23 protein-coding genes are annotated in these 26,088 nt (G+C 43.9%); 12 read left to right on the plus strand and 11 right to left on the minus strand.

Annotated features, from left to right (window positions below; genetic code table 11):
• Nucleotides 1–20: 20 nt before the first annotated feature.
• The 6 genes from thrC to G3569_RS07410 all read right to left on the minus strand — a co-directional run bounded on the left by thrC (nucleotide 21) and on the right by G3569_RS07410 (nucleotide 7,220).
• A complete protein-coding gene (gene thrC / locus G3569_RS07385) occupies nucleotides 21–1,349 on the minus strand; it encodes a threonine synthase (RefSeq protein WP_165267636.1) in 1,329 nt (442 codons plus the stop codon).
• 2 nt (nucleotides 1,350–1,351) lie between these two features.
• Nucleotides 1,352–2,308, minus strand: a complete 957-nt coding sequence (locus G3569_RS07390) for a homoserine kinase (protein ID WP_165267638.1) — start codon at nucleotides 2,306–2,308, stop codon at nucleotides 1,352–1,354.
• Nucleotide 2,309: 1 nt separating this feature from the next.
• Nucleotides 2,310–4,781 carry a bifunctional aspartate kinase/homoserine dehydrogenase I gene (thrA, locus tag G3569_RS07395; protein ID WP_165267640.1) on the minus strand — a complete coding sequence of 824 codons (2,472 nt, stop codon included), beginning with the start codon at nucleotides 4,779–4,781 and terminating at the stop codon, nucleotides 2,310–2,312.
• A 28-nt stretch (nucleotides 4,782–4,809) separates the two neighbouring features.
• On the minus strand, nucleotides 4,810–5,565 hold the full coding sequence (locus G3569_RS07400; protein ID WP_165267642.1) for a 2,3,4,5-tetrahydropyridine-2,6-dicarboxylate N-succinyltransferase: 756 nt from the start codon (nucleotides 5,563–5,565) through the stop codon (nucleotides 4,810–4,812).
• Between the two features lie 96 nt (nucleotides 5,566–5,661).
• The gene (dapA, locus tag G3569_RS07405) at nucleotides 5,662–6,549 is read right to left on the minus strand and encodes a 4-hydroxy-tetrahydrodipicolinate synthase (protein WP_165267644.1); all 888 of its coding nucleotides are present in this window, start codon (nucleotides 6,547–6,549) and stop codon (nucleotides 5,662–5,664) included.
• Nucleotides 6,546–7,220 (minus strand): dihydrodipicolinate reductase C-terminal domain-containing protein, encoded by a 675-nt coding sequence (locus tag G3569_RS07410; RefSeq protein WP_165267646.1) that lies wholly within the window; start codon nucleotides 7,218–7,220, stop codon nucleotides 6,546–6,548. The genes dapA and G3569_RS07410 overlap by 4 nt, the downstream gene beginning before the upstream one ends.
• 128 nt (nucleotides 7,221–7,348) lie before the next feature.
• On the opposite strand from G3569_RS07410, the gene G3569_RS07415 reads away from it, so the two are divergent.
• The 5 genes from G3569_RS07415 to G3569_RS07435 all read left to right on the plus strand — a co-directional run bounded on the left by G3569_RS07415 (nucleotide 7,349) and on the right by G3569_RS07435 (nucleotide 11,387).
• The gene (locus G3569_RS07415) at nucleotides 7,349–8,608 is read left to right on the plus strand and encodes a DUF819 family protein (protein ID WP_165267648.1); all 1,260 of its coding nucleotides are present in this window, start codon (nucleotides 7,349–7,351) and stop codon (nucleotides 8,606–8,608) included.
• A gap of 135 nt (nucleotides 8,609–8,743) precedes the next feature.
• Nucleotides 8,744–9,943: a serine hydrolase gene (locus G3569_RS07420; RefSeq protein WP_165267650.1), complete on the plus strand. Its 1,200-nt coding sequence runs from the start codon at nucleotides 8,744–8,746 to the stop codon at nucleotides 9,941–9,943.
• A gap of 43 nt (nucleotides 9,944–9,986) precedes the next feature.
• Nucleotides 9,987–10,151 carry a hypothetical protein gene (locus G3569_RS07425; RefSeq protein ID WP_165267652.1) on the plus strand — a complete coding sequence of 55 codons (165 nt, stop codon included), beginning with the start codon at nucleotides 9,987–9,989 and terminating at the stop codon, nucleotides 10,149–10,151.
• A gap of 21 nt (nucleotides 10,152–10,172) precedes the next feature.
• Entirely contained in the window at nucleotides 10,173–10,655 is a 483-nt protein-coding gene (locus G3569_RS07430; RefSeq protein ID WP_165267654.1) for a hypothetical protein, read from the plus strand.
• Nucleotides 10,656–10,661: 6 nt separating this feature from the next.
• Nucleotides 10,662–11,387 (plus strand): SAM-dependent methyltransferase, encoded by a 726-nt coding sequence (locus tag G3569_RS07435; RefSeq protein WP_165267656.1) that lies wholly within the window; start codon nucleotides 10,662–10,664, stop codon nucleotides 11,385–11,387.
• A 57-nt stretch (nucleotides 11,388–11,444) separates the two neighbouring features.
• Here G3569_RS07435 and G3569_RS07440 read toward each other — a convergent pair whose 3' ends face one another.
• The 4 genes from G3569_RS07440 to G3569_RS07455 form a co-directional block, all read right to left on the minus strand.
• Nucleotides 11,445–11,822, minus strand: coding sequence for an ankyrin repeat domain-containing protein (locus tag G3569_RS07440; protein WP_165267658.1), 378 nt, complete (start codon nucleotides 11,820–11,822; stop codon nucleotides 11,445–11,447).
• A gap of 156 nt (nucleotides 11,823–11,978) precedes the next feature.
• Nucleotides 11,979–13,628, minus strand: a complete 1,650-nt coding sequence (locus tag G3569_RS07445; RefSeq protein ID WP_165267660.1) for a DUF8614 domain-containing protein — start codon at nucleotides 13,626–13,628, stop codon at nucleotides 11,979–11,981.
• 16 nt (nucleotides 13,629–13,644) lie between these two features.
• Nucleotides 13,645–14,631, minus strand: coding sequence for a mechanosensitive ion channel family protein (locus G3569_RS07450; RefSeq protein WP_165267662.1), 987 nt, complete (start codon nucleotides 14,629–14,631; stop codon nucleotides 13,645–13,647).
• Nucleotides 14,632–14,641: 10 nt separating this feature from the next.
• Nucleotides 14,642–17,512, minus strand: coding sequence for a hypothetical protein (locus G3569_RS07455; RefSeq protein ID WP_165267664.1), 2,871 nt, complete (start codon nucleotides 17,510–17,512; stop codon nucleotides 14,642–14,644).
• Nucleotides 17,513–17,704: 192 nt separating this feature from the next.
• On the opposite strand from G3569_RS07455, the gene G3569_RS18365 reads away from it, so the two are divergent.
• From G3569_RS18365 to G3569_RS07475, 4 genes are all read left to right on the plus strand, one after another.
• Nucleotides 17,705–18,973 (plus strand): N-acetylmuramoyl-L-alanine amidase family protein, encoded by a 1,269-nt coding sequence (locus tag G3569_RS18365; protein ID WP_205720079.1) that lies wholly within the window; start codon nucleotides 17,705–17,707, stop codon nucleotides 18,971–18,973.
• Between the two features lie 9 nt (nucleotides 18,974–18,982).
• The gene (udk, locus tag G3569_RS07465) at nucleotides 18,983–19,603 is read left to right on the plus strand and encodes a uridine kinase (protein WP_165267666.1); all 621 of its coding nucleotides are present in this window, start codon (nucleotides 18,983–18,985) and stop codon (nucleotides 19,601–19,603) included.
• A gap of 73 nt (nucleotides 19,604–19,676) precedes the next feature.
• On the plus strand, nucleotides 19,677–20,396 hold the full coding sequence (locus tag G3569_RS07470; protein WP_165267668.1) for an SDR family oxidoreductase: 720 nt from the start codon (nucleotides 19,677–19,679) through the stop codon (nucleotides 20,394–20,396).
• 1 nt (nucleotide 20,397) lies between these two features.
• Nucleotides 20,398–20,772, plus strand: a complete 375-nt coding sequence (locus G3569_RS07475; protein ID WP_165267670.1) for a DUF4296 domain-containing protein — start codon at nucleotides 20,398–20,400, stop codon at nucleotides 20,770–20,772.
• Nucleotides 20,773–20,775: 3 nt separating this feature from the next.
• Here the strand turns inward: G3569_RS07475 and G3569_RS07480 are convergent, their stop codons facing one another.
• A complete protein-coding gene (locus tag G3569_RS07480) occupies nucleotides 20,776–22,701 on the minus strand; it encodes a RecQ family ATP-dependent DNA helicase (RefSeq protein ID WP_165267672.1) in 1,926 nt (641 codons plus the stop codon).
• A gap of 550 nt (nucleotides 22,702–23,251) precedes the next feature.
• Here G3569_RS07480 and G3569_RS07485 point away from each other — a divergent pair.
• The 3 genes from G3569_RS07485 to argC are packed head-to-tail and all read left to right on the plus strand — an operon-like array spanning nucleotide 23,252 to nucleotide 26,088.
• On the plus strand, nucleotides 23,252–23,929 hold the full coding sequence (locus G3569_RS07485; RefSeq protein WP_165267674.1) for a GNAT family N-acetyltransferase: 678 nt from the start codon (nucleotides 23,252–23,254) through the stop codon (nucleotides 23,927–23,929).
• The gene (argG, locus tag G3569_RS07490; protein ID WP_165267676.1) at nucleotides 23,922–25,118 is read left to right on the plus strand and encodes an argininosuccinate synthase; all 1,197 of its coding nucleotides are present in this window, start codon (nucleotides 23,922–23,924) and stop codon (nucleotides 25,116–25,118) included. Before G3569_RS07485 ends, argG begins: the two co-directional genes overlap by 8 nt.
• Nucleotides 25,111–26,088: an N-acetyl-gamma-glutamyl-phosphate reductase gene (gene argC / locus G3569_RS07495; RefSeq protein WP_165267678.1), complete on the plus strand. Its 978-nt coding sequence runs from the start codon at nucleotides 25,111–25,113 to the stop codon at nucleotides 26,086–26,088. Before argG ends, argC begins: the two co-directional genes overlap by 8 nt.

Genomic DNA, 26,088 nt, shown 5'->3' on the forward strand with positions numbered 1-26,088 from the left:
TCAGGATGACATGTCCGGTTTTACAAAGCTCCCTTGTAATTATCCAGCAACCATTTTTTTAACACCGAGTAGTCGTTCTCCAGAGCTACGCTCTTCTTATTCTTTTCTAAACACACCGCTAATCGCTCCGGTATTTCAACCTCCTCACCGATTACCGGTTCTATGACATCCCCAAACTTGGCGGGGTGTGCGGTTGAAAGCATTACGAAAGGAGTATCTTTCTGTTCTCCGAAATAGCCATTAGCTGTTTCCCGGTACTCTTCAACCGCTAAATGTGCAACAGCGGTATGAGGATCCATCACATAATCTGTTTTCTCATATACCTTTTTTAAAGCCGCCCGGGTTTCATCATCCGAAAAAGAGGTCCCCCATATCGTCTTTTCCATTTTATGATGATTTCCATTAAAAAGATAATGCATCCGCTCAAAATTACTGGGCCTCCCCACGTCCATAGCATTGGATATTGTCTGTTTTGAGTCTCGGGGATTAAAAGAACCTGTTTCCAAGTACTCAGGAACAATATCATTGGCATTTGTGGCAGCTATAAAACCTGCTGCAGGCATACCCAGCTTTGCTGCCATTAATCCGGCTGTCAGATTTCCAAAATTCCCGCTAGGTACACACAATATAGGTGCGCTGTTACCCCGCAACTGCGCAAGTGCATATCCATAATAGAACATCTGGGGAACAAGACGGGCAATGTTAATCGAATTAGCAGAGCTCAACAGCAACTGTTCATTTAACGAACTATCAGAAAAAGCTTGTTTTACCATCCGCTGGCAATCATCAAAAGTACCGTCCACTTCGAGTGCCGTTACATTTTGTCCGGCCGTTGTAAGCTGCTGTTCTTGAATATGGCTGACTTTACCAGCGGGATACAACAGACACACCTTTATCCCTTCTACACCTAGAAATCCCTGTGCCACTGCACTCCCGGTATCCCCGGATGTGGCAGCAATTATCACCAAATCCTGCTCGCTCTGTTCTCGCAGAGCAGCAAAAGCACGAGCCATAAACCGGGCACCAAAATCTTTAAATGCCAGTGTTGGCCCGTGGAAAAGCTCCAGCACATAACGTTTTTCATCCAGTTGAACCAGGGGAGCTTCAAAATTGATGGCATCATTAATAATATTATGCAACGCATTATCGCTCAGCTCATCAATAAAAGGCCGGGCCATTGCATAGCTTATTTCCTGCAGGCTTTTGGTTTTAATACTATCCCAAAATGACCCCGGAAATGAAGGCCACGCTCCGGGTATGTATAAACCACCATCCGGGGCGAGACCTCGTAATGCTGCTTGTGCAAATGAAACCGGTTCAGCCTCTCCCTTTGTACTAACAAACTTCATACTCACTTCTCCTCCAGTATTTGAGGTCCTTGCTCATTCACTTTTGAAATATAGCACTCATTCTCTAACCCTATCTTGTCAAAAGCACCTTGCATTCTTTTCCCCGCCCTAACTGCTGTTCCTCTTGTCGATGAAAGAGCAAAAACAGAGGGGCCGGAACCGGAAATCCCGCTCCCCAAGACATCGGCATTTATTGCAGCCTCTTTAACCTTGTCAAAACCCGGTATTAATACCGAGCGTACCGGTTCAATAATCTCATCATGCAGAGAACGGGAAATCAATCCGTAGTCTCCTTTTAATAAGCCTGCGACCAATCCCCCTACATTTCCCCATTGGGTAACCGCCTTTTTAAGGGGAATATCTCTGCGCAGTATTTTACGTGTATCTTCCGTCTTAATTTCAATTTGGGGATGCACTACCGTGGCAAAAAGAGGTTTTGGACATTCGAGAGCAAAAACGTCAGCTGACTCTTGATCCCGGATAAATACCACGCCGCCCAGCAGCGAAGGAGCTACATTATCGAGATGTGCTGTTCCACAAGCCACCCGCTCTCCTTCGGCCGCGAATTGCAGCAATTCCTTATCCTCGAGTGGTGATCCCAATAATCTATTTACCGCTACTACCGCCCCAACAGAGCTTGCGGCACTCGATCCCAATCCACTGCCAAGGGGCATTTTTTTGTGGATCTCCAGTTCTATACCAAACTCACATTCCAAATAATCCAGCAACATCTGGGCAGCCACACCTGCAGTATTTTTCTCTACCGAGGTAGGTAGCATCCCGTTAGCCCCGGTAACGGTGACAATTTCGAGTTTTGAGGAGCTCTCAACGCGCCGTGCAATAATTTCGTCGCCGGGACTTTGCAAAGCAAACCCCAATACATCAAAGCCACAGCTCACATTTGCTACAGAAGCTGGTGCAAAAACTTTTACTTGTTCTAAACCTTTTTTCGAATCCATGTTACCACTCTTTTCTAAATGAAGGGGCGTTACTGATGCGTAAGATATCGGCAATAATACCACTGGCCGTTACATCAGCTCCCGCACCGGGGCCTTTCACTACAATGGGACTATCCTGATAATGGCGTGTCTTAAAAGCCACAATATTATCACTGCCGCTTAAGCCATAGAAAGGATGGTTAGGCCCAATCTGTTCAAGCTTTACCGTAGCCTCTCCATCCTCGTACCGGGCGATATAACAGAGTTTATTGTTGTTTGATGCCGCTTCCTCATAGAGATTGGAAAAATCGTCATCATGTTTTTCAAGGACCTCAAAAAACTGCTCTACCGTCTCAACAGAACGGGCATCTTTAGGAACAAGGTTTTCAATATCTATATTCTCAAACTCGAGCTTAAACCCTGCTTCCCGGGTTAGAATAAGCAGCTTCCGGCCTACATCCTGTCCATTAAGATCTTCGCGGGGATCGGGTTCGGTAAATCCTTTTTCACGGGCCGTACGGACAACCTCGCTAAAAGGAGTACTTCCATCATAGGTATTGAAAATATAGCTCAACGTACCCGAGAGAACTCCTTCAATACGCATCACATCATCACCGGTCAGGATCTGCTCTTTGAGTGTTGCCACAACCGGCAATCCCGCTCCTACATTCGTCTCATAGAGGTAGGCTACATTATGTTTAAAAGCCAGCTCTTGCAGCTTTTCATACGTCGCCAGCGAACTGGAGTTCGCCTTCTTATTTGCCGTGACAATTGAGATATTAGATTTCAGTACCTTATCGTAGGCTGCAGCGATTTCCTCACTGGCAGTACAATCGATAAAAATACTGTTCGATAAATTCAATCCGGCCATCTCCTCAATAAAGTGATCGATATCAGCCTCTTCTCCCTCGGCCGTCAATCGATCTTCCCATTCATCAATTGCAAGACCTTCGGCGTCAATCAGAAACTTTTTACTGTTTGAGATTCCCGTGATTTTAAGCTCCAGGTGATATTCATCCAACAGCTGTTTCATCTGTCTTTGCATGAGATCCAGCAGCTTACCGCCGATAAGCCCCACCCCGATAAGAAAGAGGTTAACTGTTTTAACATCTGCCATAAAGAAGGCATCATGGAGCGTATTCAACGTTTTTCTCTCATTCTTACGATCAACAACAATAGAGATATTACGCTCCGAGGAACCTTGAGCCGTTGCTACAACATTTATACCATTTTGGCCCAGCGCCTGGAACACACGCCCCGATATCCCCGGCACATGGCGCATATCATCACTGACGACCGCCACAATAGAGAGATCCTTTTCTACCCTTACCTCATCAATAATATCATCCCGAAGCTCATATTTGAATTCCGCTTCGATAGCCTGTTGGGCAGTTCCTGCCTGATCCGGCAAAACAGCCACACAGATCGTATGCTCTGATGAAGCCTGGGTGATCATAATAATATTGATACCGGCATCGGCCAGTGCACTAAACAGCCGAGCTGAAATACCGGTTACCCCAATCATTCCGCTCCCGCGAACCGTGAGTAAGGTAATGTTATCAATTGAAGAGATACCCTTTATCACCGATGGACCGGGATGCGACTCATTACTAATGGTTGTGCCTTCCTCTTCTGGCTTAAAGGTATTTTTTATTTTGATAGGGATGGAAGCCTTCATCGCGGGCTGTAGCGTAGGCGGATATACTACCTTTGCACCGAAATGTGAGAGCTCCATCGCCTCTTCATAGGATAGGTGCGGTATCACAAAGTAACGCTCCACTTTCCCCGGATCGGCCGTCATGAGCCCTTCAACATCAGTCCAAAGTTCTATCGCATCTGCGTTTAAGGCGGCACTGATTAACGATGCCGTATAATCCGATCCTCCCCGTCCCAAAGTAGTAGATACCCCGGATGAGGTAGATGCCACAAAACCGGTAACTATTTGTACAGAATCCGGGGTTGATTTATCAAAATAGGTGCGGATATTCTCGTACGTTTCTTCAAACAGCACTCGCGCCGACCCAAACTGCTGATCGGTTTTAATAATCTCTCGGGCATCCACATAATCCGAGGAGATACCGGAATCTTTCAGATAGTCGCTAATGATAAATGCGGAGAAACGCTCTCCAAAGCCAAGCACAAAATCGCGCGTACGATCCGTTAACTCCCGCGTCAACGATACTCCATGCAGCACATCAGCCAGTTCGTTAAACATCATCTTGAACTGGGCCAGCGTAGCACTCTGGTTTTGAATACCAATAAGCTCTTTGATTACGCTATTGTGCCGTTTCTCAAGCTCTTTAATAATTTCCTGGTACTTTTCTCCCTTTGATGCTTTTGTAATTGCTTCCTCAAGCAGATCGGTCACTCCTCCAAAAGCAGAAACCACCACTACCAAGTGATGGTTTTGCTTCTTCTTAGAGATGATACTCTCTACTTGTTGTATAGCATCAGCGGATCCTACTGAGGATCCACCAAACTTTAGTACTCGCATATTTTTCAGTTAATAATTTAATAGATATTTAACGGAGTGCATCTTCCAGTTCCAATGAGGCATCACTATCGGCGTCACGATACTTGACGATCATCGGACATGCAACATTTAATCCTTGTTCTTGAGCCCAGTCTCCGCTCATTGGTCGGGTCCCCGGTACTACTACTGCTCGTTCAGGGATGTCGGCCCCTTTGCCCAGCACTTCTTCGTTTACGCAATCATACACGGGAATAGATTTTGAAAGGGTTACGCCGGGAGCTATTACTGCTCCCTTTTTTACCAAAATACCTTCAACTACAACTGAGCCCGCCCCAATAAAGCAGTCATCTTCAATAACTACAGGAGATAAGCCAACCGGTTCAAGTACGCCGCCCAGCTGCACCCCAGCCGACAGGTGTACATTCTTACCAACCTGGGCACAGGAACCAACCAAGGCATGGCTGTCGATCATAGATCCTTCATCTACATATCCCCCAACATTGATGTAAGCCGGAGGCATAATAATAACACCGGGAGCTACATAAGCCCCTCGCCGTACCGACGACCCGCCCGGCACCAGTCGCACTTCTTGGTTAGCTGAAAATCGGCGTGGCGGCAGATTATGTTTATCAACAAAGCCATCATAAATACCAGAATATTCGGTATTCTTTCCATCTCCAAAGGAAGCCAAAATAGCTTCTTTCACTTCTCGGTTCGCTTCCCAACCATCTCCTTTGGGTTCTGCAGCCCGAACTTCACCGGTTTCCAGTTTATCTAATACGTCTTCCCAATTCTTATCACTCATGAGTTAATAAAATTTAAATCCAGGTTAAATATATTTTTAGGCAACTGCGGTACTTACAACATACCGTCAGATAGTAACAGTTAGTAATTATGAATTTTACTTATTTGTCTTAGTATACCACTGCTGAATCATGTTATCAGCATTTTTAAGCAGACTTATATCATCTACTTCTTCAGTGGTCAGTGGAGAGCGTAACCTCGCATTTTCAATCCATCCCTTTTCCTGCAGCAATACTTTTGCCGGTACAGGATTGGACCACTTGAATAAGGTATCCGTACACTCTTGCCATAAGGGTAACAGCTCCGGACCACGCCCATCAAGACACCAGTCTACATACTGATGGGTTTCTTTAGGCCATACATTGGCTGCTACCGAAACCAAGCCATTGCATCCTGCCATAGCAAAGAATGGCAGCAGACCGTCATCCCCGCTATAGAAGGCAATATCTTCCGCCGTTTTTCGGTACTGCTGAAAATCGTCGATGCTGCCGCTGGCTTCTTTTACGGCCTTAAAATTTGGATGTCCGGCCAGTTCTTTCAATACGAGCAGGCTCATCTCTGTGCCGGTGCGTGATGGCACATTATAAAGCATACAGGGGCGTTCGGCTGTATCCAAGAGTGACTTAAACCACTTCACCTGCCCCTTGGGACCGGGCTTAGCGTATAAGGGAGTAACCAATAAAAATGAATCCACTTCAAAGTCGTGGCAATACTCCATCCATGCGATCTGGTTTCGGAGATTGAATCCCCCTACTCCCACCATAATGGGTACTTCTATATTTAAGCTCGTTGCCGTTTTTACGACCTGCTTCTTATCCTCGAGACCAAGGGCAAGCCCTTCTCCGGTACTGCCAAGAACCAGCACACCGTTATCGGCTTCATCCTGGCGATGGATAAGGGAAGCAAGTCCATCAAGATCAACATCCCCATTTTCTTTCATAGGGGTAACAATTGCAGTATAAAGTTGCGTATCAGTTAGACTCATAATTGTTCCATTACATTATCAAAGATAGTTGAAAGACGGTGAAAGCCGGGCTCTACCTCCCCTTTCACCAATTGTTCAGCTGCCCAAACGGCACCTTCAGCAAAAATTTTTCGATCATGTGCTTTGTGTTCCAGTTTAATCGATTCGGTATCAGTAGAAACTTCCAGCTGATGAATTCCTTTGATATCCCCTTCACGCGCAGAGGTAATATCAGCTTCTTTACCCAGCCACTCTTCCCATGATATCGCAGTACCACTGGGAGCATCCTGTTTATGAACATGATGGACCTCATGGATATGAAAAGAGGGAGCGGTCAATACCGATGAACTCCGCCCTATAACATTAAGACATCGGCGCACAATATTCATCCCCAAACTAAAATTTGATGCCCGAAGCCATTTCACATTTTCCTGTTTCAACTTATCATCCAAATCGCTTGGCCACTCATATCCGGTTGTGCCCCATGCAGCAGGTATCCCCGACTCTAGCAGTGGCTCCATCAGGTCTTCCACGGCCGGACCCGGCACAAACAAAATTGCCGCATCTGCTTGTTTAAGCTTCTCGGCAGTAGGTTTGTTTGTAGAATCAAAGGGGCCCACAATTTGGTCTTTGGCCAATACATCCAACACTTTACCACCGGTTTTCCCGGTTCCAATAACAGCAAATTTCATATCTCGAATTCAGTTAATCTCAAAAATGAACAATAAGTATAACCTTTTGCAGATCGATTTTCATACCATTTGCGCATATCCCCCAATATAATGTAGATTCAGGCGTAATCATTTAACAAAATCAGCTTATGTTTAATATTCTTGCAACTCCGGTTTTTACAAACGACGCCGTTGTGCTGGGAATTCTCCTGGTAATTTTGGCCGCAATCTTTGTCACCTCCAACAGCGACAACCCCAAATGGCAAAAGTTCTATACCTTTGTCCCCTCATTGTTGCTCTGTTATTTTATCCCCTCAATATTAAACTCACTGGGACTGATATCCGGGGAAGAATCTAATTTATATTTTGTAGCTTCGCGATATCTACTGCCGGCCAGTCTGGTCCTGTTAACTATTAGTATTGATTTTAAAGGAATAATCAACCTTGGCCCTAAAGCTATTATCATGTTCCTTGCCGGAACTGTTGGGATTGTCATTGGCGGCCCACTTGCATTAATCACCGTAAGCTATTTTGCTCCTGAAATGACTGCCGGCGCCGGTCCCGAAGCTTTGTGGCGCGGACTTTCTACCGTTGCAGGAAGTTGGATTGGAGGTGGTGCCAACCAAACGGCCATGTTTGAAGTTTTTAACCCCAGCGCCGATCTATTTTCAGCCATGGTTACCGTCGATATTATTGTTGCCAATATCTGGCTGGCCTTTCTATTGTACGGTGCCGGAATCTCCGAACGTATTGATGCATGGTTTAATGCTGATGCTTCTCCCATTACGGAATTGCGTAAGAAAATTGAGGACTACAAAGACAGTATCGTAAAAATTCCAACCCTCGCTGACATTACTACCATTGTTGCCGTTGCTTTTGCAATTACTGCGGTGGGCCACCTCGGTGCTGATTTCATGGCCCCTTTAATAGGAGAAAACTTTCCTGAACTCAGCAAGCTCAGTCTTGACTCCCGGTTCTTTTGGATTATCGTCATAGCTACCACCGGTGGTTTGGTGCTCTCCTTTACTCGTGCGCGCAAACTGGAAGGTGCCGGAGCATCAAAAATTGGCAGCCTTTTCCTCTATGTTTTAGTCGCTACTATCGGAATGAAAATGAATGTGCTGGCAATTTTTGAAAATCCGGGCTTCTTCCTGATTGGCCTCTTCTGGATCATTATTCACGTCATAATTCTCTTTATAGTGGCAAAACTTATCAATGCCCCCTTCTTCTTTATAGCCGTTGGCAGTCAGGCCAACGTAGGAGGCGCTGCCTCTGCTCCCATTGTTGCTTCGGCCTTCCATCCGGCCCTCGCCCCCGTTGGTGTACTGCTGGCCGTACTGGGATACGCACTTGGAACCTATGCCGCCTGGCTCTGTGCGATATTAATGAAATATGCCAGTATGATATAGTATCAGAGGGAGAGTAGTGCCCAATTGCTTCTCTCCTTCCGTTTACAAATTCTGTACAATTCTTTACTGATTAAGGGGAAGAGAGTCCGTATATTTGGGACCTAATTGCAATACTAGTATTCCCCACACTGCTTCATGCGTATCCTCAAATTTATTGGTGCTTTTGTTGGCACTTTTGTGCTCATCTTTTTCTTGGCTTTCGGCTTTAATCTTGATGCTCTTACTACCCTCTTCAAAAACAGTGGGGACCTGCAGGAAGGTCAAGAGTGGGTAACCCAAGCGACATCCCTTCGTGGATTGACAGATTATATTGGCGAAAATCCACAGCATTCAGCTGTTGTCTCACAATCGGCTCTTAATCCTGACACTACTATTGCTTACAGTGAGGATGCGCCCCATACGATGGGAACCTTGTCCAACTTTTTTCTGATCACCACCTATGCCCGACTGGTAGAAGAAAGGAAAATTGATCCCGATTCGCTTATTTCAATAGATCACATTGATCGTTATCAGCTACCGTATATTGATGCCTCCAATCACGAAAATGCTAAAGCGGTATTATCTGATGAAGGATATATCAATGAACAAAACGAGGCCCCGCTGGAGGCCTTAATAAAAAAGGCCATTATTTATAATGACCTGGCTATTTCTGACTATCTCTATCAAAAGCTGGGTACTGAAGAGATAAACCGCACTATTTCGATGTTGGAGTTGCAACAGACTGATACCCCCGTACCTTTTTCCGGATTATATATCACCTTGCATCCCGGATTGCACGGAAATAGTTTCGAAACGCACTTCAAGAAATTAAAGAATCTCCCTGATAGTACTTTCCGCGATTCTGTACTGAATACTACACGAAAGTACATCGATAACACTGCTTTCCATGAAAAAGTAAACAGTCGGTTTTCTGAGCAACAAGGATTGGGCGTTGGTTTTACGGAACGACGTGATTTACTACACCTTTTCCCAAAATCAACAGCCACAGAACTTTCGCACTTGATGATAGAGCTCGAACAAGACAGCTTACTCTCCCCCGCTGTTTCAAAACGTGTAAAGGAGATTATGAGCTGGCCGTATAATGAGCAAAGTCTGAATAGCGATTTTAAGTATTACGGGGCCATTTATGACAATCGGCTCGGTCTCCTCAACGGTATCGATTACGGAGCTTCCGTTTACTCGGGCGAACCCTTTGGACAAGCGGTTTTCTTTGATTCGCTGCAAGTAGCCTTCTGGTTTCATATGAGCAGCAACCTGATGCACCAGGATTACCAGCAACGGCTAATGTGGGATCCGGCCCTGCGAACAGCTACGCTTCAGGAAATCAATAATTAGTTTATATTACTGCCATCAACATTCATATAAAACTATATTGGTTATGGCTAAATCTGGAAAAGTAAATGAAACCGTACGCGGTGGAATAACATTGGGAACGGCACTGGCTGTCACAATATCGTGGTCGCTTAACAAATCCATTTTATGGGCTATTATTCACGGTCTACTCAGCTGGTTCTATGTAATTTATTACGCATTTTTCTTATAACCTATTGGCAATATCTCCTAGATGAACAGTTACAAGTTTCTTTACCTTTTTTGGCTTCTTCCCCTGTCATTTCTTTTTCTAATTGGGCAACAGAGCTTGGTCTATTATGGCATTAATGATACCTTTGAAAATGGTACCAGCTATACCGCAGAGGTTGTAGACTTCGACCTCAAACAAATTGCTGCCCAAACAAATGGCTATATTATTCTTCGGTTCGAAACCAACAAGGGTGAAGAAATTGAAAGAAAACTTTCTCTGCCTGTAGAAATGGCTGGAGAACTTCAGCAAATTCGGGTCGTTCCGGTTCGTTACAATCCTGGAGGTTGGCAAGAGATTCTACTATTACCGACTATTGAGACCCAAAAGAGTTTGGTATGGACAAATGCCCTTATGGCTTTTGTAGCACTGCTTATAACATTTGGTATTTCCATAACCGCCCATCGCTTTGCTAACAAAAAGTTAACAGAAGAAGACCAAGAACTGGTTATTGAAAGAATTGATTAAGTTGTTATGACGACGGAACAGTCTCAGAAAGGCACCCTTTACCTTGTCCCCAATACCCTTGGTAAAACCCCCGAAAACAATACCATCCCCGATTATGTGTTAAATATCATCCGTCAGCTGGATGTGTTGATTGTCGAGAACGTTCAAACGGCCTCGCGCTATCTGCAATGGGTAGGAGATACCATTCCCGAATATGAAATTGATTTCTTTGTACTAAATAAAAAGACTCCAATACAGGAGATTATCTCTTTTATAAAACCACTCAAGCAGGGAAAAGATGCGGGATTAATTTCAGAAGCGGGATGTCCGGTTGTTGCCGATCCGGGATCAGAGCTTATTAAGTTAGCCCATGACAATGACATCACGGTTTCCCCATTAGTAGGTCCTTCTTCAATACTGCTGGCCCTGATGGGATCCGGGTTTAACGGCCAACAGTTCAGTTTTCACGGGTATCTGCCTATCGACAAAAACAAAAGACAGTCTGCTATTACCCAACTCGAAAAGGAATCCCAAAAAACAGGCAGCACCCAAATATTTATGGAGGCGCCCCATCGTAATGATGCAGTTAAAAAGGATGTAATAAGATTGTGTCAGCCGCAAACCCGATTTTGCACGGCAACAAATCTTACCCTGCCTGATGAGCTTATTATCTCTAAAAAGATTTCGGAATGGCGAAAAGATGCCGGTCTCTCTATACACAAAGAGCCTACCATCTTTTTGATCTATGCATAAAAAAGCCCACTCTGAAAAGAGCAGGCTTTCGTAATTAATTAACTACCAATACAGATCCTAAGCTCCGGCATCTTCAAGCACGTGAACGATATGATCATGATGTTTGACACTGGCCTGATCTTTAGCTGACCAACCTCGATTATCGACAACACTTACATCGCTGTGATGTTGAACTAACAGTTGGACAATCTCATCGTGGCCATTATTTGAAGCCCAATACAAGGCATTGGTTCCACGATTATCTCGAATATTAACATCGGCCCCATGCTCCAATAGCACCTGTACGACATTGAGATGCCCGTGTTTGGCTGCCTTCATTAATGCAGTGCGGTTGTGTTCGTCCGAAGTATCAACATCTTCTCCGTGTTGCAGACGTTGCTTAACGTCTATCATATCTCCACTCTCTGCTGCTTCTAGAAAAGCGTTTTCTTCCATATCTCATCTCCTTCATTAAGTTGAGGTGGGTGTTACTAGTATTGTAACCGATTCCATGATCAGAATCAACTTTTGAAGCAAAATCAAAGATCATTATCAAAAGAAAAAGGGGCACCGAACGGTCCCCCTTGTAACCCATAATTAATTACCACCCACTTACTCTAAGCCAAGCACCTCTTTGCCTTGTTCAAAGGTAACATCAACAGGAATAGACTGTTCAGAGAGACGATCTAATGATTTCTGAAGCTGACCTCCAACTTGTCCATACTTTTCTACAAAATCGGCAACGCCTTCGTAGTCTCCATCTCCCTGCATGGTCAATATCTTATTTGACAACGAGTCGGTGGCCTCGGCAATCTTATCAAAATTCACCCTATAGGTTTTAGATTGTTCATCATAGGTAAATGCTCCCATTTCTTTAAAATAATTAAACCGAATAAGGTTAGCTTTACCATGTGCACTGGATGATCCAAACCGAATAGACCGAAATATACTTGCCATAAAAGTCACATAATTATCTTCGATCGCCCCTTCGGTAACCATATCATCTTTTCGTAACTCCGATACCATATAAAGTCCCAGCACGTCGGCTTTCCCTTCTTCCAGGGCCGATGCATGCTCTTTAAGGGCCTCACGCACTGTTCCCTTCTCGTTAATAGTGTTTTTAATTCCCAATCCGTGGGCCACTTCGTGGAACATCGTGTTACCAAAGAAAGCATCGAAGGTAATGTACTGGCGCTGGTCTTCGGCGATCAATACTTCAGAAATAGGCTCTAAAATCTTATCGTATTTAGCACGCATTGCATTTTTCAACTGCAAACGACGGGTGCCTTTTTCGAGCTGTACCTCTTCGTCGTTGGGCAAGTTAATGGCAATGGTTTTAGATCCGGCATTTGCATCCCCGGCATAATAGATGGCATCATAGGCGTTGAGGTCAGAATCACGGCCCGGCGTCTCCTGCTTGTACTCCGCGTCTACCGGCAGGCCTTCCTGCAGATCAGGTAGCACTTTGGTATACTTTGATAACCGCTCACTCCACTCCTTATCTTTGATCAACACAAAGGTTTCGTGTGCAGCTTTATATCCAAACAGCTGATCTTCATAGGTTTCAATAGGCCCGATGACCACCTCAATGGTATTGTCTTTCATATCCATCCAGGCCATATCACTGGCACGGTAGTTATCGGTAAGCAAGGCTTCGGCACGAAGATTTAGATATTTTTTCAGCCCTTCGTCTTCGGCCAGCTTTGCGGCTTCTTTCAGCTTTTGGGCCGCTAACTCATGCTGTTCGGCAAATGCTTCATGGTAAGGTACCGTTTTCAGATCTCCTTCATCATCACGGCGAACCAGAGTGTACAGATCATCTTTTGTCTCAGAACCCCAATTATTAAATTCTTCCTTTGTCATATCGGCCGGATAAAAATTTGCTCCTTCCGGCTTGGGTCCTACTCCCTCAACAAAGGGCTCGTTGCCATTCAGCCGATCCCAGGGTCCATAATTTATTTCAGCAAAGCGTTTCTCTTTGGCATTATTCAGCCTTGCCATCAATTTTTCTTTATCCCCGTAGGCTTCCATCCAAAAGACTTCTTCCATCGCTTTAGCTGCATCAATAAGCAGAGGAATCATCTCTCGCTGATTCTCACTAAGCGTAGAAAGATCGGCTTCAAGGGTATATTCGGTATATTGGCCAAGCCTCTCGTCGATTGTCATTGAATCGGCAACCTGATCAGTTGAAGAGCTACATGCGACCAGAAAATACAGCGCACAAACAACACAAACATTAGAAATAGTATCCGAAGATATCATAGGTATTAAGGTAGTTTTAATGGTAATTAATCGCTTGTTTAGGTATTAGATTACGTTCTTTCAGCTCTCTCAATATTAATTCGGTCATATCACTTTTGAAAGGAAACTCGTACCGAATATCCAACACATAGGCCTTTACCCGGAGCTTGACTATAAAATTTTCTTCATGCACCTCGTTGAGCATAATCACAGAAACCGGCTTCTGCAGATAGACATACCGAGATGAAACTACGGCCTTGTAGGCAATACGCTTAACTGCCTCAACATCAACATCCATTGGCAAAAATATTTCGGCCACAACCATGCAATCCAGTGCACCGGCGTTCGCGTTTGAAACAGCTTTATTCATGAGCTCCCCATTGGGGATAGAAACAATAGAATCATCGGGTGTAACAACGCGACTCGAACGTAGCCCAATGGCTAACACCTCACCGTAATAATTTCCAACCTCAATCTTATCTCCCACCTGGAAGGGACGATCGAGGATAATCATAAACCCGCCAAAAATATTTTTAAGGATATCCTGTGCCGCAAACCCCACAGCAATACCTACAGATGCCAATACTGTAAGTACCGTACCAACCGGTGGGTTAATAACACCGGCAATAATCACATATAAAGCAAACACCCAGATAAAAAGTCGGAATACCGGCACTGTCCGTTTAATACCCAGTCGGTAATTCGTGAAACGTTCCGAAAGGTTATCCAGGATTATTACCACCAGTTTATTTGCAAAGTAGGTGATTATAAGTAAAATGATGATGCCCAAGATAGAACCGAAAGAAATTAGATTTTTGAATTCCTTAAGAGTGCTTTCTGCATCATCTGGTACAGAAGCTGTGGTATCATCTGTAGCCTTGCTTGTCCCTGCGGTATCAACCTGTATGGGACCAACAATTGTTACCGTATCTTGCTGCTGCTGAAATGATGCTATATTTTTTGCCGAAACACTGCCGAACGTTCCTAAAAGCAGCAGAAATAAACTCAATAATATTCGTTGCATATCCATAATCTTACACCAAGTGTATAATATTCCGTTCTTTAAGTACGCGTATAATCTGTCGGTACATCAGATGATTAATAGCATACATGCCTTCTTTTTCGACCAACAGCCCGCGTGATTGCAACCGATTAATCATTAACCTGCTCTTTTCTTTTGTGGTATGTGAAACCATAGATAACTGTTCATCGGTAAGTGTATCGTGCAGTACAAAAGCCGCCAGTGTAAATAGCACTTGTGGGTTCAAATCCTCAATCATTTCCAGCGAAGTCACCTCTAACGGCTGTATATAGCAACACCTATCATCGAACTTACGAATTGATCGAATCCAAAAAATCATTGCCACCGAAGCATTACCCTCGGCCAGTTCAGTCAACTTTTCAAAGTAATCTTCCTGTAAATACTTTTGCTCTTTATCTTCATCGTCCATTAGTTTTAGATAACTGCGTGACTTAGTTGTCTCATTGTCAGCTTCAAAATGCAAGGTGTAACCGCTGGAGCGATGACGATTCAAAATCACTCTTTTTATTTGTGTTGCATCAAGCACATCGGTGGTAGTAAAATGCGAAAAGTACTCACTCAACTGTACTGTTTTATCCAAAAAACGCCACGCATAACGAGAACAACTGGCAATCCAGAACACCTGATTTTTTGTCTCAGAAATTAAATAGCAAAACTTTTCAATTGCTTCGTATCCATTTAAATTACGTACAAAGCAGTTTTGTATATTTTCAATGCACACAACTTTGTGATCCGACCATCCAGTAATTTTTTCAACAATCTCTTGAATAGATTTCACTCCACTGATATCAAGTTCATCAGCCAACAGTTCTACCAGCTGTTGTTCGCTCCAAATTGTGTCTTGCAGGGTAATATGGATCGTCTTGCTACCAGTTATTTCAGACTCAATCGTTAAATTTAGAAAGGTAGATTTTCCACTACCCTTTTCCCCCACTACAGCTAATGTAGCCGGAAACGACTGCTGCCATTTCTCATAGGCCTTCTTAATAATACCCGATGAATCCAGTAGCTGTACATAAAACCGTTGATCGGCGACCGCATCAAAGTTAAAAAGCCGCTGATAAATATAAGGCAGCTCTCTCATTTTCTGATCAGTATCCGATAAGTATGTAGCAATATCAGCGCGCTTAGTTTCCTGGATCTCTTTTTTCATAAACCCAAGAAATAAGGCCACGGTCTCTACTACTGTCTTAATCTTGCGCCATCCAAACCGACTCCATAAGGCCAATTGATCCTGGACACGCGCCATCCGAGACTGAACTACTGTCTGCCAACCCTTTGTCGTTTCTTTGGCTTTGTACTTGGCATTCAATAATTGCAGCTCATTGCGGTCACCTTCATGTACTATTCCCAGCAACAGCTGGGTAAACGAGGTATGTCCTTCCGCGATGGTATTCATAATTTCGCGATGTTTCTCAACTGACCTACTTTGTATATCCTCGACGATTTTATTCAGCCTTTGTAAAGCCTCCGAAGCTGCCTCTTGGGCCTCAGCTTTCTGTTCTTTCTGACTGTTTTCTTCTACAGGTATTGCCGAATCTAAATTTACATCGATCACACTTGAAATATCATGGATATCCTCCAACAGCTCCGATATGAATTCAGCATATTGTTCTTTTAGCGGTTCAACAGCATTTACCACCTGCTCTCGTATCGATCGAACCACCAAGAGGCGCCAATCTATTGATTGATGATCTAGTTTCGGAGGGTTTTCCTGCAGGTCTATATCATACAGCAACGTACCTTGCTGCGATGTCTGGTTGGCTCTCAATAATAAATCATCAAAAAAGTGTTCAACCTTTCTCGCAAACACCTGCTGTTCAATCTCCTTTCTTAAACGGTTACTCATCTGTTCATCCACCAGCTTCATCAGCTTTGGCTTAAGCTGGCTGACCTGCTTTGCAGACGTTTCTTGTTTATCCCCCTGTAAAAGCTCTTGCAATTCATTAAGCGGATTAATGATAACATCTGCAAAATAAGATTGCAGGTCATCAGAAAACGTTGAACAACGATCAACAATATCTTGGTGCAGGTTATAGAACTCGGAAATCAACTCAGTACGTCCATACAACAATTTTTGTGCCTGACTCCATGAGTCCCCTTGCGATTGCAACTTCTGATCCACCTCTTTGCTACGGTATCCGATGCGAGCTTCACGATAATAGGCAGATCGGCGTTCTATGGTACCTGTCCGTTCGGCAGCTTCTTTAATTTCGGATTCCAGCCGATCGATGTCATCAGCTACTGTTTGCGTAACCTGCTCCTTTCCTTCTTTAAGTTTTTTCTCCAGCTTTTCTGCCAAGGCTACCCACTCTTCTACCATTATTTCTTCTTCAGCAGATGTCCGAGCAACCAGCTGATCTTCAACTTCTGAAATCATCTGCAGCTGTATCCGTTGTAACTGTTGATGCCACCCCACAATTATATCTGCTTCCAGCAAGTGATACCTTACTATCCCCTGTAAAGGAACAGCCTGCTGCCAATTTTCCGGGACGGACTGTACTGCGTGTTTCACTCTTTTAGCCATAGCTACGTACAGTGAATCCCCATCTTGTACCACAAACCGCTCTTTGCCCTGCTGCCATTTTATATTGGCAGGAAATTGTTCAGCCACCTCATCAACAGCCGACTGATATTTTTGGGTTAGTTGCTTTGCCGATTCCTCAGCCAACAGCTTTTGCAAAGCTCTTAAGGTACTAGACAAACTTTCTCGGAAATTTTGCTCCTTTTTCTCCAGAGCAGAAATATATTGAACTATCTGCTGGCGGCTATCATACCATTGCTCAACATGAGCATCAATTTCAGATAATAAATTATCACTCAGAACGCGCTGTAACTCTTCGTGAAACGCTTGTTTATTCAATAGTTTTGCCCATTTATTTTTTAGTTTTATATAATGTCAGCAAAAAATGAGGAAATACAAACTATTACCGATAGTCTCAATATATATTCTGCTATTTATTCTTGCGCAAATATTAGTTAATTTCGATCATAGCTTTCAGCACGTAATATGCAATCAAAGGTGTCAGTCAAACTTATCTTACATAAACTGCGAATGAATAACTACGGTCAGTTATTATTGCTGCCATTATTGAGCTGTCTTTTTTTCTTATTCCCAGAATCCCCTCTCCATGCCCAAGAAAACTCGCTCGATCGTGTCTCTATAGCTGAACGCAGTGATGGTAAAGGGCATGTGCTGCGCTTTCATATGACTCAATCAGTCGATTCTTTTGACGTATATCAGCCCAGCGTTGACCTCGTTCAAATGACCTTGTACAGCAGCTCAATAGACACTACGAATATAACCCTCCCCGAGCAGTCAGATGTTTTTGATGAAATTAGTTTCTATGATATCCCAAATGGAATAGGGGTCGATCTTTATATCACCAAAAATAAATATTTTAGCAGCAAGGCATATCCTGATGGTCACAGCGATGATCTTCTGCTGGGCCTCACAAAGACCAATAAGATTGATCTTGAATATGTAACCCGAGATATGGAACCGCTTATATGGTCGCGCCTGACAATGAATGCCGAAAGCCTGCTGGTTGAGGATACTGAAATTTCATCTGCTGAACTTCCCAAAGACTCCAACTATAGTAAATTCAAAGACAAGCTAAAGTTTGATGTGGTTGTCATTGATCCGGGGCACGGCGGGCATGATCCGGGATCGATAGGGTATAGAAATGTTAAAGAGAAAGACATTGTGCTCGATATTGCAAAAAAGGTTGGGGACTATATCAAAGAGTATCTGCCTGATGTAAAAGTTGTGTATACTCGCGACGATGATACCTTTGTGGGACTTCAAGAACGTGGCAGCATCGCAAACAAAGCTGAAGGCGACCTTTTTGTTTCGCTGCACTGCAACTCCTTTTCATCGCGACAGCCGCATGGTACCGAAGTTTATTTCCTGGGACTTGAAAAAAGTGAGACCGCACTCGAGGTCATGAAACGAGAGAACAGATTGGTCCGAGCCGACAACGATACGGAACAGAAAGAACTTACCCAGGAAGAGTTATTAATTTATGAACTTGCCAACAGTGGCTATATAGCCAGCAGTGAACGTATTGCCGGCATGCTTGAACACCAGCTTGATGATCGTGCCCAACGTCGCTCTCGCGGGGTAAAACAAGCTCGGTTTGTGGTTTTATACCATGCATCAATGCCAGCCGTTTTAGTTGAATCCGGATTTATTAGCAACCCCAGTGAAGCCCGCTACCTTACTTCTGACTATGGACAAAGCATTATCGCATCGGCAATTTTTCGGTCGATACGCAATTACAAAAAGAAATACGAAAAGAGTCAGCATTTTAACACTAAATAGAATTACCAGTTGGAACCATTAATTATTGGCGTTGCAGGTGGCAGCGGATCAGGGAAAACAACCGTAGTAAAACATATTATTGAAGCAGTTGGCGAAGAAAATATATTACTATTGCAGCATGATTCGTACTACCGCGACTTAAAGCATTTACCCTTTGAGGAACGCACAAAACACAATTTCGATCATCCTTCCTCCCTGGAAACGGAACTGATGATCCGTCATCTTAAGGCACTTAAAGAAGGTTACCAGGTAGAAGTACCGATTTATGATTTCACCAAACATATCCGCAAAGAGAAAACGAATCTTGTAGAGCCCAAGAAAATAATCTTAATTGATGGTATCCTCATTTTCACGGAAAAGGAGCTACGTAACCAAATGAATATAAAGCTCTATGTGGATACCGATGATGATATACGATTACTTCGTCGGATACAGCGCGATATTGTAGAACGGGATCGCAAGCTGGAAAATGTACTCTCACAATATCAAAAGTTTGTACGGCCCATGCATCTTGAATTTGTTGAACCTACCAAACGTTATGCCGATATCATTATCCCCCGCGGTGGCGAAAATCAGGTGGCACTGGATATGGTCAATGCGCTAATTCATGATCGGCTAAAAAACAAGTAAAAATGGGGAATGAAAATGCATGCGCTATTGCTTCTGTTCGTAGATCATTAGAACACAATTAACAGTATCTATTATGGATATTAATACAAAAACCGCCATTATTACCGGAGCCAGCAGTGGAATTGGAACTGCCTTTAGTAGCGCGCTCATTGAACAGGGAGCAACAGTTTATGGTTTGGCTCGCAGTACCAATAAGCTGAAAAAGATCCAAGAAAAGCTGGGAAAGCAATTTATTCCGGTTACGCTGGATATTACTGATTACAAAGCGGTAGAGCAGTGGATCGATAATACCTTCTCTGAACAGAATCTGCCTGATATTCTCATAAATAATGCCGGCCTTGGTCGATTCGGAGAAGTAGATAAGCTTTCTGTCGAAGATTGGGAAAGTATGATAAAAACCAATCTCTCGGGCACTTTTTATATGACCAGACAGTTAGTTCCCTTGATGAAGGAAAATGAATCCGTTTGCCATATTATTAATATTGCATCTATAGCAGGAAAAATCGGGAATCCCCAACTCACTGGTTATAATGCCTCAAAGTTTGGGGTGCGGGGTTTTAGCGAAGCTTTATTTAAAGAAGTTAGGTATGATGGTATTAAAGTAACGTGTTTTTACCCCGGATCTATTGCTACCGATTTCTTTAAGCAAGTTGATATGGATACCCACCCCAACATGATGCAACCCGGTGATGTTGCGGATGTTTTGGTGAATATCCTACAAACGCCCGATAACTTCCTGATTAATGATATCACGATGCGACCTCTCAATCCCAAACCCCCATCGGAGCAATAAAATGTTTAAAAATATTTTTTTACTGCTCCTTCTTCTAAGTTTTGTTGGCTGTAATGATGAGGAAAAGCCAGAAAACCTTATCCCGGAAGAAAAGTATACGCCCATGTTGGTTGAAATGCAGCTGCTGAAATCCTATAGTGAAAATTCTAAAGTTGATACTACCACTGTGGACTCACTAACCTCTGAGGTGTTCAAAAAATATGAGGTGACCCAAAATCAATTCCATAAAAGTCATACTTACTATCAACAGTTTCCTGCGGAACAGAAAAAGCGCGTCGAACAGGCTATTGAAAAACTCAAAATGGAGCTGGTAACAAAAAACGATTCCACTTCTACCCCATCCCCCGATGAGAAACCCGCTCCTACCAAGCAATAGAAATTATGCTTCCCAGTGAAACATTTTAGCCTTAGAAACAACCTTTTGCTCTCTCATCAAATAACTTAGGGACTGCTTGATTCGTGCTTCGCTCCACTCAAATTCAGACTGTATTTGTTCAAATGATTTTGGCCCTTCACTCAAGATCTCTTTGAGACGGCGAAGATCACTATCCGAAACGGCAGACTCCTGCCGTTGTTTAGACAAACAATTATCACAATGCCCACAATCGGGCACCTTTTCTTCTCCAAAATAATGCCGAATATATTTTTCGCGGCAGCTTTCAGTTTTTATGTACCCAATCATATAATCCAGCTTTTCCAAGAGGGTATCTCTATGTTGTTCCAATTCTTGCTTACTCAACTGTAGAGATGCTTGCCGTTCATCGATAAGCTGAACAAGGGGGAGTTCTCCTGTAGCTTCAAACAGCAACATTTGATCATGATCTTGCAGAACCTGTAGTCCTTTTTTCAGCGCATTGGGCGAGACACTTAGTTTTTCCTGTATGTAATCGAACTTCATATATTTCATCTCACCAAAGGCTTCTCCACCGAACTGCCGAAACAGCGTATCCAGGAAATCAGCCTTTCTTCTATTGTCCATCTCTTCAATTTGTTGTCGGATATAATCCGGATTAACAACAAACTGAATCCCTATTTGGGGATGCAAGTGTTCAATAAGCTGAATAATCCCCAACTGATTTAATACATCAAGTGTTGCTTGCACAATACGCCTGGAATTCCCGGCCCGCTTTTTAAGCGCTTCAATGGATACCTGCTCTGCTTCCTCCATTTCGGAGCCCACAGCAAGATTAAGATGATCACAAAGCACATCATAGATGTGTTGGAGTTGTTCCCTTCCCGGGTAGGAATCTTTAATTCGCCTTTCAGCTACTATAGCATCAGCAGGCTTAAACAATAATAGTGGAAAGCTTTCCTCACCATCTCTACCGGCCCGACCGGCCTCCTGGTAATACGACTCCAGGGAATAAGGCATTTCGTAGTGAATTACATACCGACAATCGGACTTATCAATCCCCATCCCAAAAGCATTTGTAGCTACAACCAAAGGCGTTTCTCCACTAATCCATTCGCGTTGTATCTGCTCGCGTTCAACAGATTCATATCCGGCGTGATATGCCCGTGCCTTTATTCCCAATTTCTGTTGAATCGCTTTGGATAACTCTTCACAGTTTCTTCGGGTACCTCCATAAATCAACCCTGAACCCTTTGGTGCTGCTTGTGCAACAGCTTGCAGTAGCTTCTTTTTCTTCTGCTCTGTTACAGCCACCCACCATTTTAAATTCGGTCGCTCGAATCCTTTAGAGACCACCGTAGACTCTTCAAACGACAACGTTTGAAGGATATCCTCACGAACTTCCGGCGTGGCTGTAGCGGTTAAGGCGATCCAAGTTACTTCGTCTGCAATATCCTCAAGAGACGGCTTTATTTCGCGATAACTGGGCCTAAAATCGTGTCCCCATTCCGAAATACAATGAGCCTCATCGATAGCAATCAGCCGAATATTCAGCTTGGGCATCTCTGCCTTCCACAAGTCGGTCTTTAAGCGTTCCGGTGAGCAGTATAACAGATCGTACATTCCGTTTCTGGCATTCGCAAAACGCTGCTCTATCTCCCATTTCGATATCGAACTGTTCACAAATGTGGCAGCAATACCACGATCATTGAGCTGCTGCACCTGGTCCTGCATCAGGGCCACCAATGGTGATATTACAACTGTAAGCCCCTCCAATACGGTAGCCGGCACTTGGTAACAGAGTGATTTCCCGCCCCCGGTAGGCAGCAACACCAACGTATTATTCCCCTTTAATACCGATCGAATAGCCTCTTTCTGGCCGGACCGAAAGTCGGGAAACCCCCAGTACTCCTGCAGTGATTGTTGTGCCTGTTGGTATAATTCTGAACTCATAACCGTCTTATAATGCGGGTCAATGTTTGAGACAACATCAGCATTATCCACCAAATAAAAAAGTGCGACGGCAACTGAATTTTGCTCGTAGAATTTATTTTAAAAACACTTCTACGCTCATCTTCCCGCACAATAGCAAACTGTATCACATCATAAATCAGATAACACAACTAAAATATTAATACATTCAGACACCTGCTTTAAAATGCTCTAAATTGTTGTCATATATTAATTTAGAGCATCTACCAATCGCCCTGCCATTTACGATGAAATTTTTCCTTGCCTTTTATCTAAGAAGACGAGAGTTTATACCATTCAATGAAAGCAAACGGAACACATATCACTTTTTCTAGCGACAGTCCATCTGTTGCAGCCATTTCTACGTTCCGCTTTCACGTACGGCCACGGCCCGTTCGGGTCTAAATAAACTCTCCTTTTTGGAGGGGACATGGTATTGTACTCCTCCATTCGACAACCCAACTCTTTTTCAAATCACCCATTAATTATTAGCGAATAATTTTTTCGTTGATAGAAATAACATCGCCGTACGATGGATATTACAATCACTGTAGCCGATACCCAGCATCTGAGCTATGCCGAAGAAATCTGTGCCCTGATGGAAGAAGCCGCCAAGCAGCGTGGCACCGGAATTGCCAAAAGAGCTCCGGAGTATATTCAGGCCAAGATTGAGGAAGGCAAAGCCGTTATTGCTGTCGACCAAGACAACGGGCAGCTCGCCGGTTTTTGCTACATCGAAAGCTGGGACCATGACAACTACATAGCCAACTCAGGGCTTATTGTCCACCCACATTACCGAAAGATGGGGCTGGGAAGAAAAATCAAGAACAAGATCTTTGAACTCTCAAGAGAAAAATATCCCGAAGCCAAAATTTTTGGTATCACCACCAGTATGGCCGTCATGAAAATTAATTCAGATATGGGCTACAAGCCCGTCACTTTTGAGGAATTAACCCAAGACAAGGAGTTCTGGAAAGGATGCCAAAGCTGCCCCAACTACGATATTCTAACCAGTAAAGAGCGAAAAGGCTGTCTTTGCACGGGGATGTTATATGATCCTGAAAAAGAGGAATCTCAATCTTCGCAAGATGAAGATTCACAAAAAGCTAAGCGGTGGGAATCATTCAAACGTTTCCTGCGGCTACACAAATATAACATCCAGCGCAAAACAAAATCCCTTTTCACTTTTAATACTGATTGCAATGAATAATAGTAACAAAATTGTCCTTGCCTTTAGCGGCGGACTCGATACCTCGTACTGTGTTCCGTACCTCAAACAAACCTATGGCGCAGAAATTCACACTGTTCTGGTTAATACCGGAGGTTTCTCGAAAGAAGAACTCACCGAAACCGAAAAACACGCTTATAACCTGGGGGCGGATACACATAACACCCTGGAACAAACTGAGAAGTTTTACCAAAAAATCATCAAATATCTCATTTTCGGGAATATCTTGAAAAATGATACCTATCCCCTTTCAGTGAGTTCTGAGCGTGTGTTCCAGGCGGTAGCTATTGCTAACTACGCCAAACAGATCGGGGCCGATGCCATTGCCCATGGAAGTACAGGAGCCGGCAATGACCAAGTTCGATTCGATCTGGTGTTTAATGTCATTGCCCCGGAATTGGAGATTATCACGCCCATACGTGATCAGAAACTAAGCAGGGAACAAGAAGTGGAATTCCTACAGCAACAGGGCTACGATTTTGAGTGGGCCGAGGCAAAGTACTCTATCAACAAAGGTTTGTGGGGCACCAGCGTAGGCGGTGCCGAAACGCTGACCTCCGACAAGCCCCTGCCCGAAGAAGCCTGGCCGAGCCAGCTTAAAAAAACGGACCAACAAACCATCACCCTTGAATTTGAAAAGGGCGAGCCTGTAGCACTCGACGGCAAAAAACTACCCCCCGTTGAACTTATTCAGCAACTCAACGAACTGGCCTCCGACTATGCCGTAGGTCGAGATGTCCACGTAGGCGATACTATTATTGGTATCAAAGGTCGAGTGGGATTTGAAGCTGCGGCACCGATGATTCTCATCAAGGCACACAAACAGCTCGAGAAACACGTACTTACCAAGTGGCAGCTCTACTGGAAAAAACAGCTGGCCGAGTGGTATGGCATGATGCTACACGAGGGCCAGTACCTGGATCCCGTAATGCGAAATATCGAGCAGTTTCTGGCAGATACGCAAAGTAATGTTACCGGTTCCGTAACGGTCAACCTTGCCCCCTACCAGTTTACAATTGAGGGAATTACCTCAGACAACGACCTAATGGACGCCAAGTTTGGGGATTACGGGGAGATGAACAAGAGTTGGAGTGGCGAAGACGTCAAAGGGTTTGCAAAAATTCTATCTAACCAGATTAACATCCACAAATCGGTGAACAGTCATGATTAATGCAGGCATTGTAGGCGGTTCGGGCTACACGGGCGGTGAGCTTATTCGATTGCTTTTGAATCATCCGAAAGTAACTATAGATTTCGTCTTTAGTACCAGTAAAGCGGGTGAAGCAGTAACCGCTGTTCATAAGGATCTAATTGGAGAAACAACGCTTGCATTTTCTTCCAAGATAAATCCATCGGTTGATGTCCTTTTTTTGTGCACCGGCCATGGAAACTCCACCAAAGTCCTCGAACAGCACACGATATCGGAGCAGACTAAAATCATCGATCTGAGTCGTGATTTCAGGCTTTCGAATCAAAATACTTTTGAACAACGCAGCTTTACTTATGGATTGCCTGAATTACAGAAGGCCAAAATCACCCAGAGCAAAAACATCGCCAATCCCGGCTGCTTTGCCACGGCTATACAGTTGGCTCTGCTTCCACTAGCTCAAGAATCAGCTCTCAACGATGATGTACACATTCACGGGATTACCGGGGCCACAGGAGCGGGCAGCTCATTGAGCGATACCACCCATTTTAGCTGGCGAGACAACAACATTTCCATATATAAGGGACTTAATCACCAGCATATCGATGAAATTCAGCAGAGCATAACCCAACTGTCGCCCTCGTATAAGGGCAAACTCAATTTTATTCCTGTCAGAGGAAACTTCAGCAGGGGAATTTTCATCTCCGCTTATACCAACTATGCACCCTCTCTGGAGGAGACCCAAGCCCTGTATCGTGAATTCTATAAAGAGTCCCCTTTTGTATACCTAAGCCAGGAATCGATCTACCTGAAGCAGGTCGTTAATACCAATAAGTGTCTGCTACACCTGAAAAAGGAAGATGGGCAACTGCTCATTACGGCAGCCATTGATAACCTGCTGAAAGGAGCCTCAGGACAAGCCCTGCAAAATATGAACCTCATGTTTGACTTTGATGAAGAAACCGGACTTCACCTTAAACCCACACATTTTTAA

The sequence above is a fragment of the Fodinibius halophilus genome (genome assembly GCF_011059105.1).
Classification (GTDB): Bacteria; Bacteroidota; Rhodothermia; order Balneolales; family Balneolaceae; genus Fodinibius; species Fodinibius halophilus.

Bases quoted from the DNA above. Each gene is read 5' to 3' on its own strand.
- thrC (WP_165267636.1), bottom strand. From the start codon at position 1,349: ATGAAGTTTGTTAGTACAAAGGGAGAGGCTGAACCGGTTTCATTTGCA.
- G3569_RS07390 (WP_165267638.1), bottom strand. From the start codon at position 2,308: ATGGATTCGAAAAAAGGTTTAGAACAAGTAAAAGTTTTTGCACCAGCT.
- thrA (WP_165267640.1), bottom strand. From the start codon at position 4,781: ATGCGAGTACTAAAGTTTGGTGGATCCTCAGTAGGATCCGCTGATGCT.
- G3569_RS07400 (WP_165267642.1), bottom strand. From the start codon at position 5,565: ATGAGTGATAAGAATTGGGAAGACGTATTAGATAAACTGGAAACCGGT.
- dapA (WP_165267644.1), bottom strand. From the start codon at position 6,549: ATGAGTCTAACTGATACGCAACTTTATACTGCAATTGTTACCCCTATG.
- G3569_RS07410 (WP_165267646.1), bottom strand. From the start codon at position 7,220: ATGAAATTTGCTGTTATTGGAACCGGGAAAACCGGTGGTAAAGTGTTG.
- G3569_RS07415 (WP_165267648.1), top strand. From the start codon at position 7,349: ATGTTTAATATTCTTGCAACTCCGGTTTTTACAAACGACGCCGTTGTG.
- G3569_RS07420 (WP_165267650.1), top strand. From the start codon at position 8,744: ATGCGTATCCTCAAATTTATTGGTGCTTTTGTTGGCACTTTTGTGCTC.
- G3569_RS07425 (WP_165267652.1), top strand. From the start codon at position 9,987: ATGGCTAAATCTGGAAAAGTAAATGAAACCGTACGCGGTGGAATAACA.
- G3569_RS07430 (WP_165267654.1), top strand. From the start codon at position 10,173: ATGAACAGTTACAAGTTTCTTTACCTTTTTTGGCTTCTTCCCCTGTCA.
- G3569_RS07435 (WP_165267656.1), top strand. From the start codon at position 10,662: ATGACGACGGAACAGTCTCAGAAAGGCACCCTTTACCTTGTCCCCAAT.
- G3569_RS07440 (WP_165267658.1), bottom strand. From the start codon at position 11,822: ATGGAAGAAAACGCTTTTCTAGAAGCAGCAGAGAGTGGAGATATGATA.
- G3569_RS07445 (WP_165267660.1), bottom strand. From the start codon at position 13,628: ATGATATCTTCGGATACTATTTCTAATGTTTGTGTTGTTTGTGCGCTG.
- G3569_RS07450 (WP_165267662.1), bottom strand. From the start codon at position 14,631: ATGCAACGAATATTATTGAGTTTATTTCTGCTGCTTTTAGGAACGTTC.
- G3569_RS18365 (WP_205720079.1), top strand. From the start codon at position 17,705: ATGAATAACTACGGTCAGTTATTATTGCTGCCATTATTGAGCTGTCTT.
- G3569_RS07470 (WP_165267668.1), top strand. From the start codon at position 19,677: ATGGATATTAATACAAAAACCGCCATTATTACCGGAGCCAGCAGTGGA.
- G3569_RS07475 (WP_165267670.1), top strand. From the start codon at position 20,398: ATGTTTAAAAATATTTTTTTACTGCTCCTTCTTCTAAGTTTTGTTGGC.
- G3569_RS07480 (WP_165267672.1), bottom strand. From the start codon at position 22,701: ATGAGTTCAGAATTATACCAACAGGCACAACAATCACTGCAGGAGTAC.
- G3569_RS07485 (WP_165267674.1), top strand. From the start codon at position 23,252: ATGGATATTACAATCACTGTAGCCGATACCCAGCATCTGAGCTATGCC.
- argG (WP_165267676.1), top strand. From the start codon at position 23,922: ATGAATAATAGTAACAAAATTGTCCTTGCCTTTAGCGGCGGACTCGAT.
- argC (WP_165267678.1), top strand. From the start codon at position 25,111: ATGATTAATGCAGGCATTGTAGGCGGTTCGGGCTACACGGGCGGTGAG.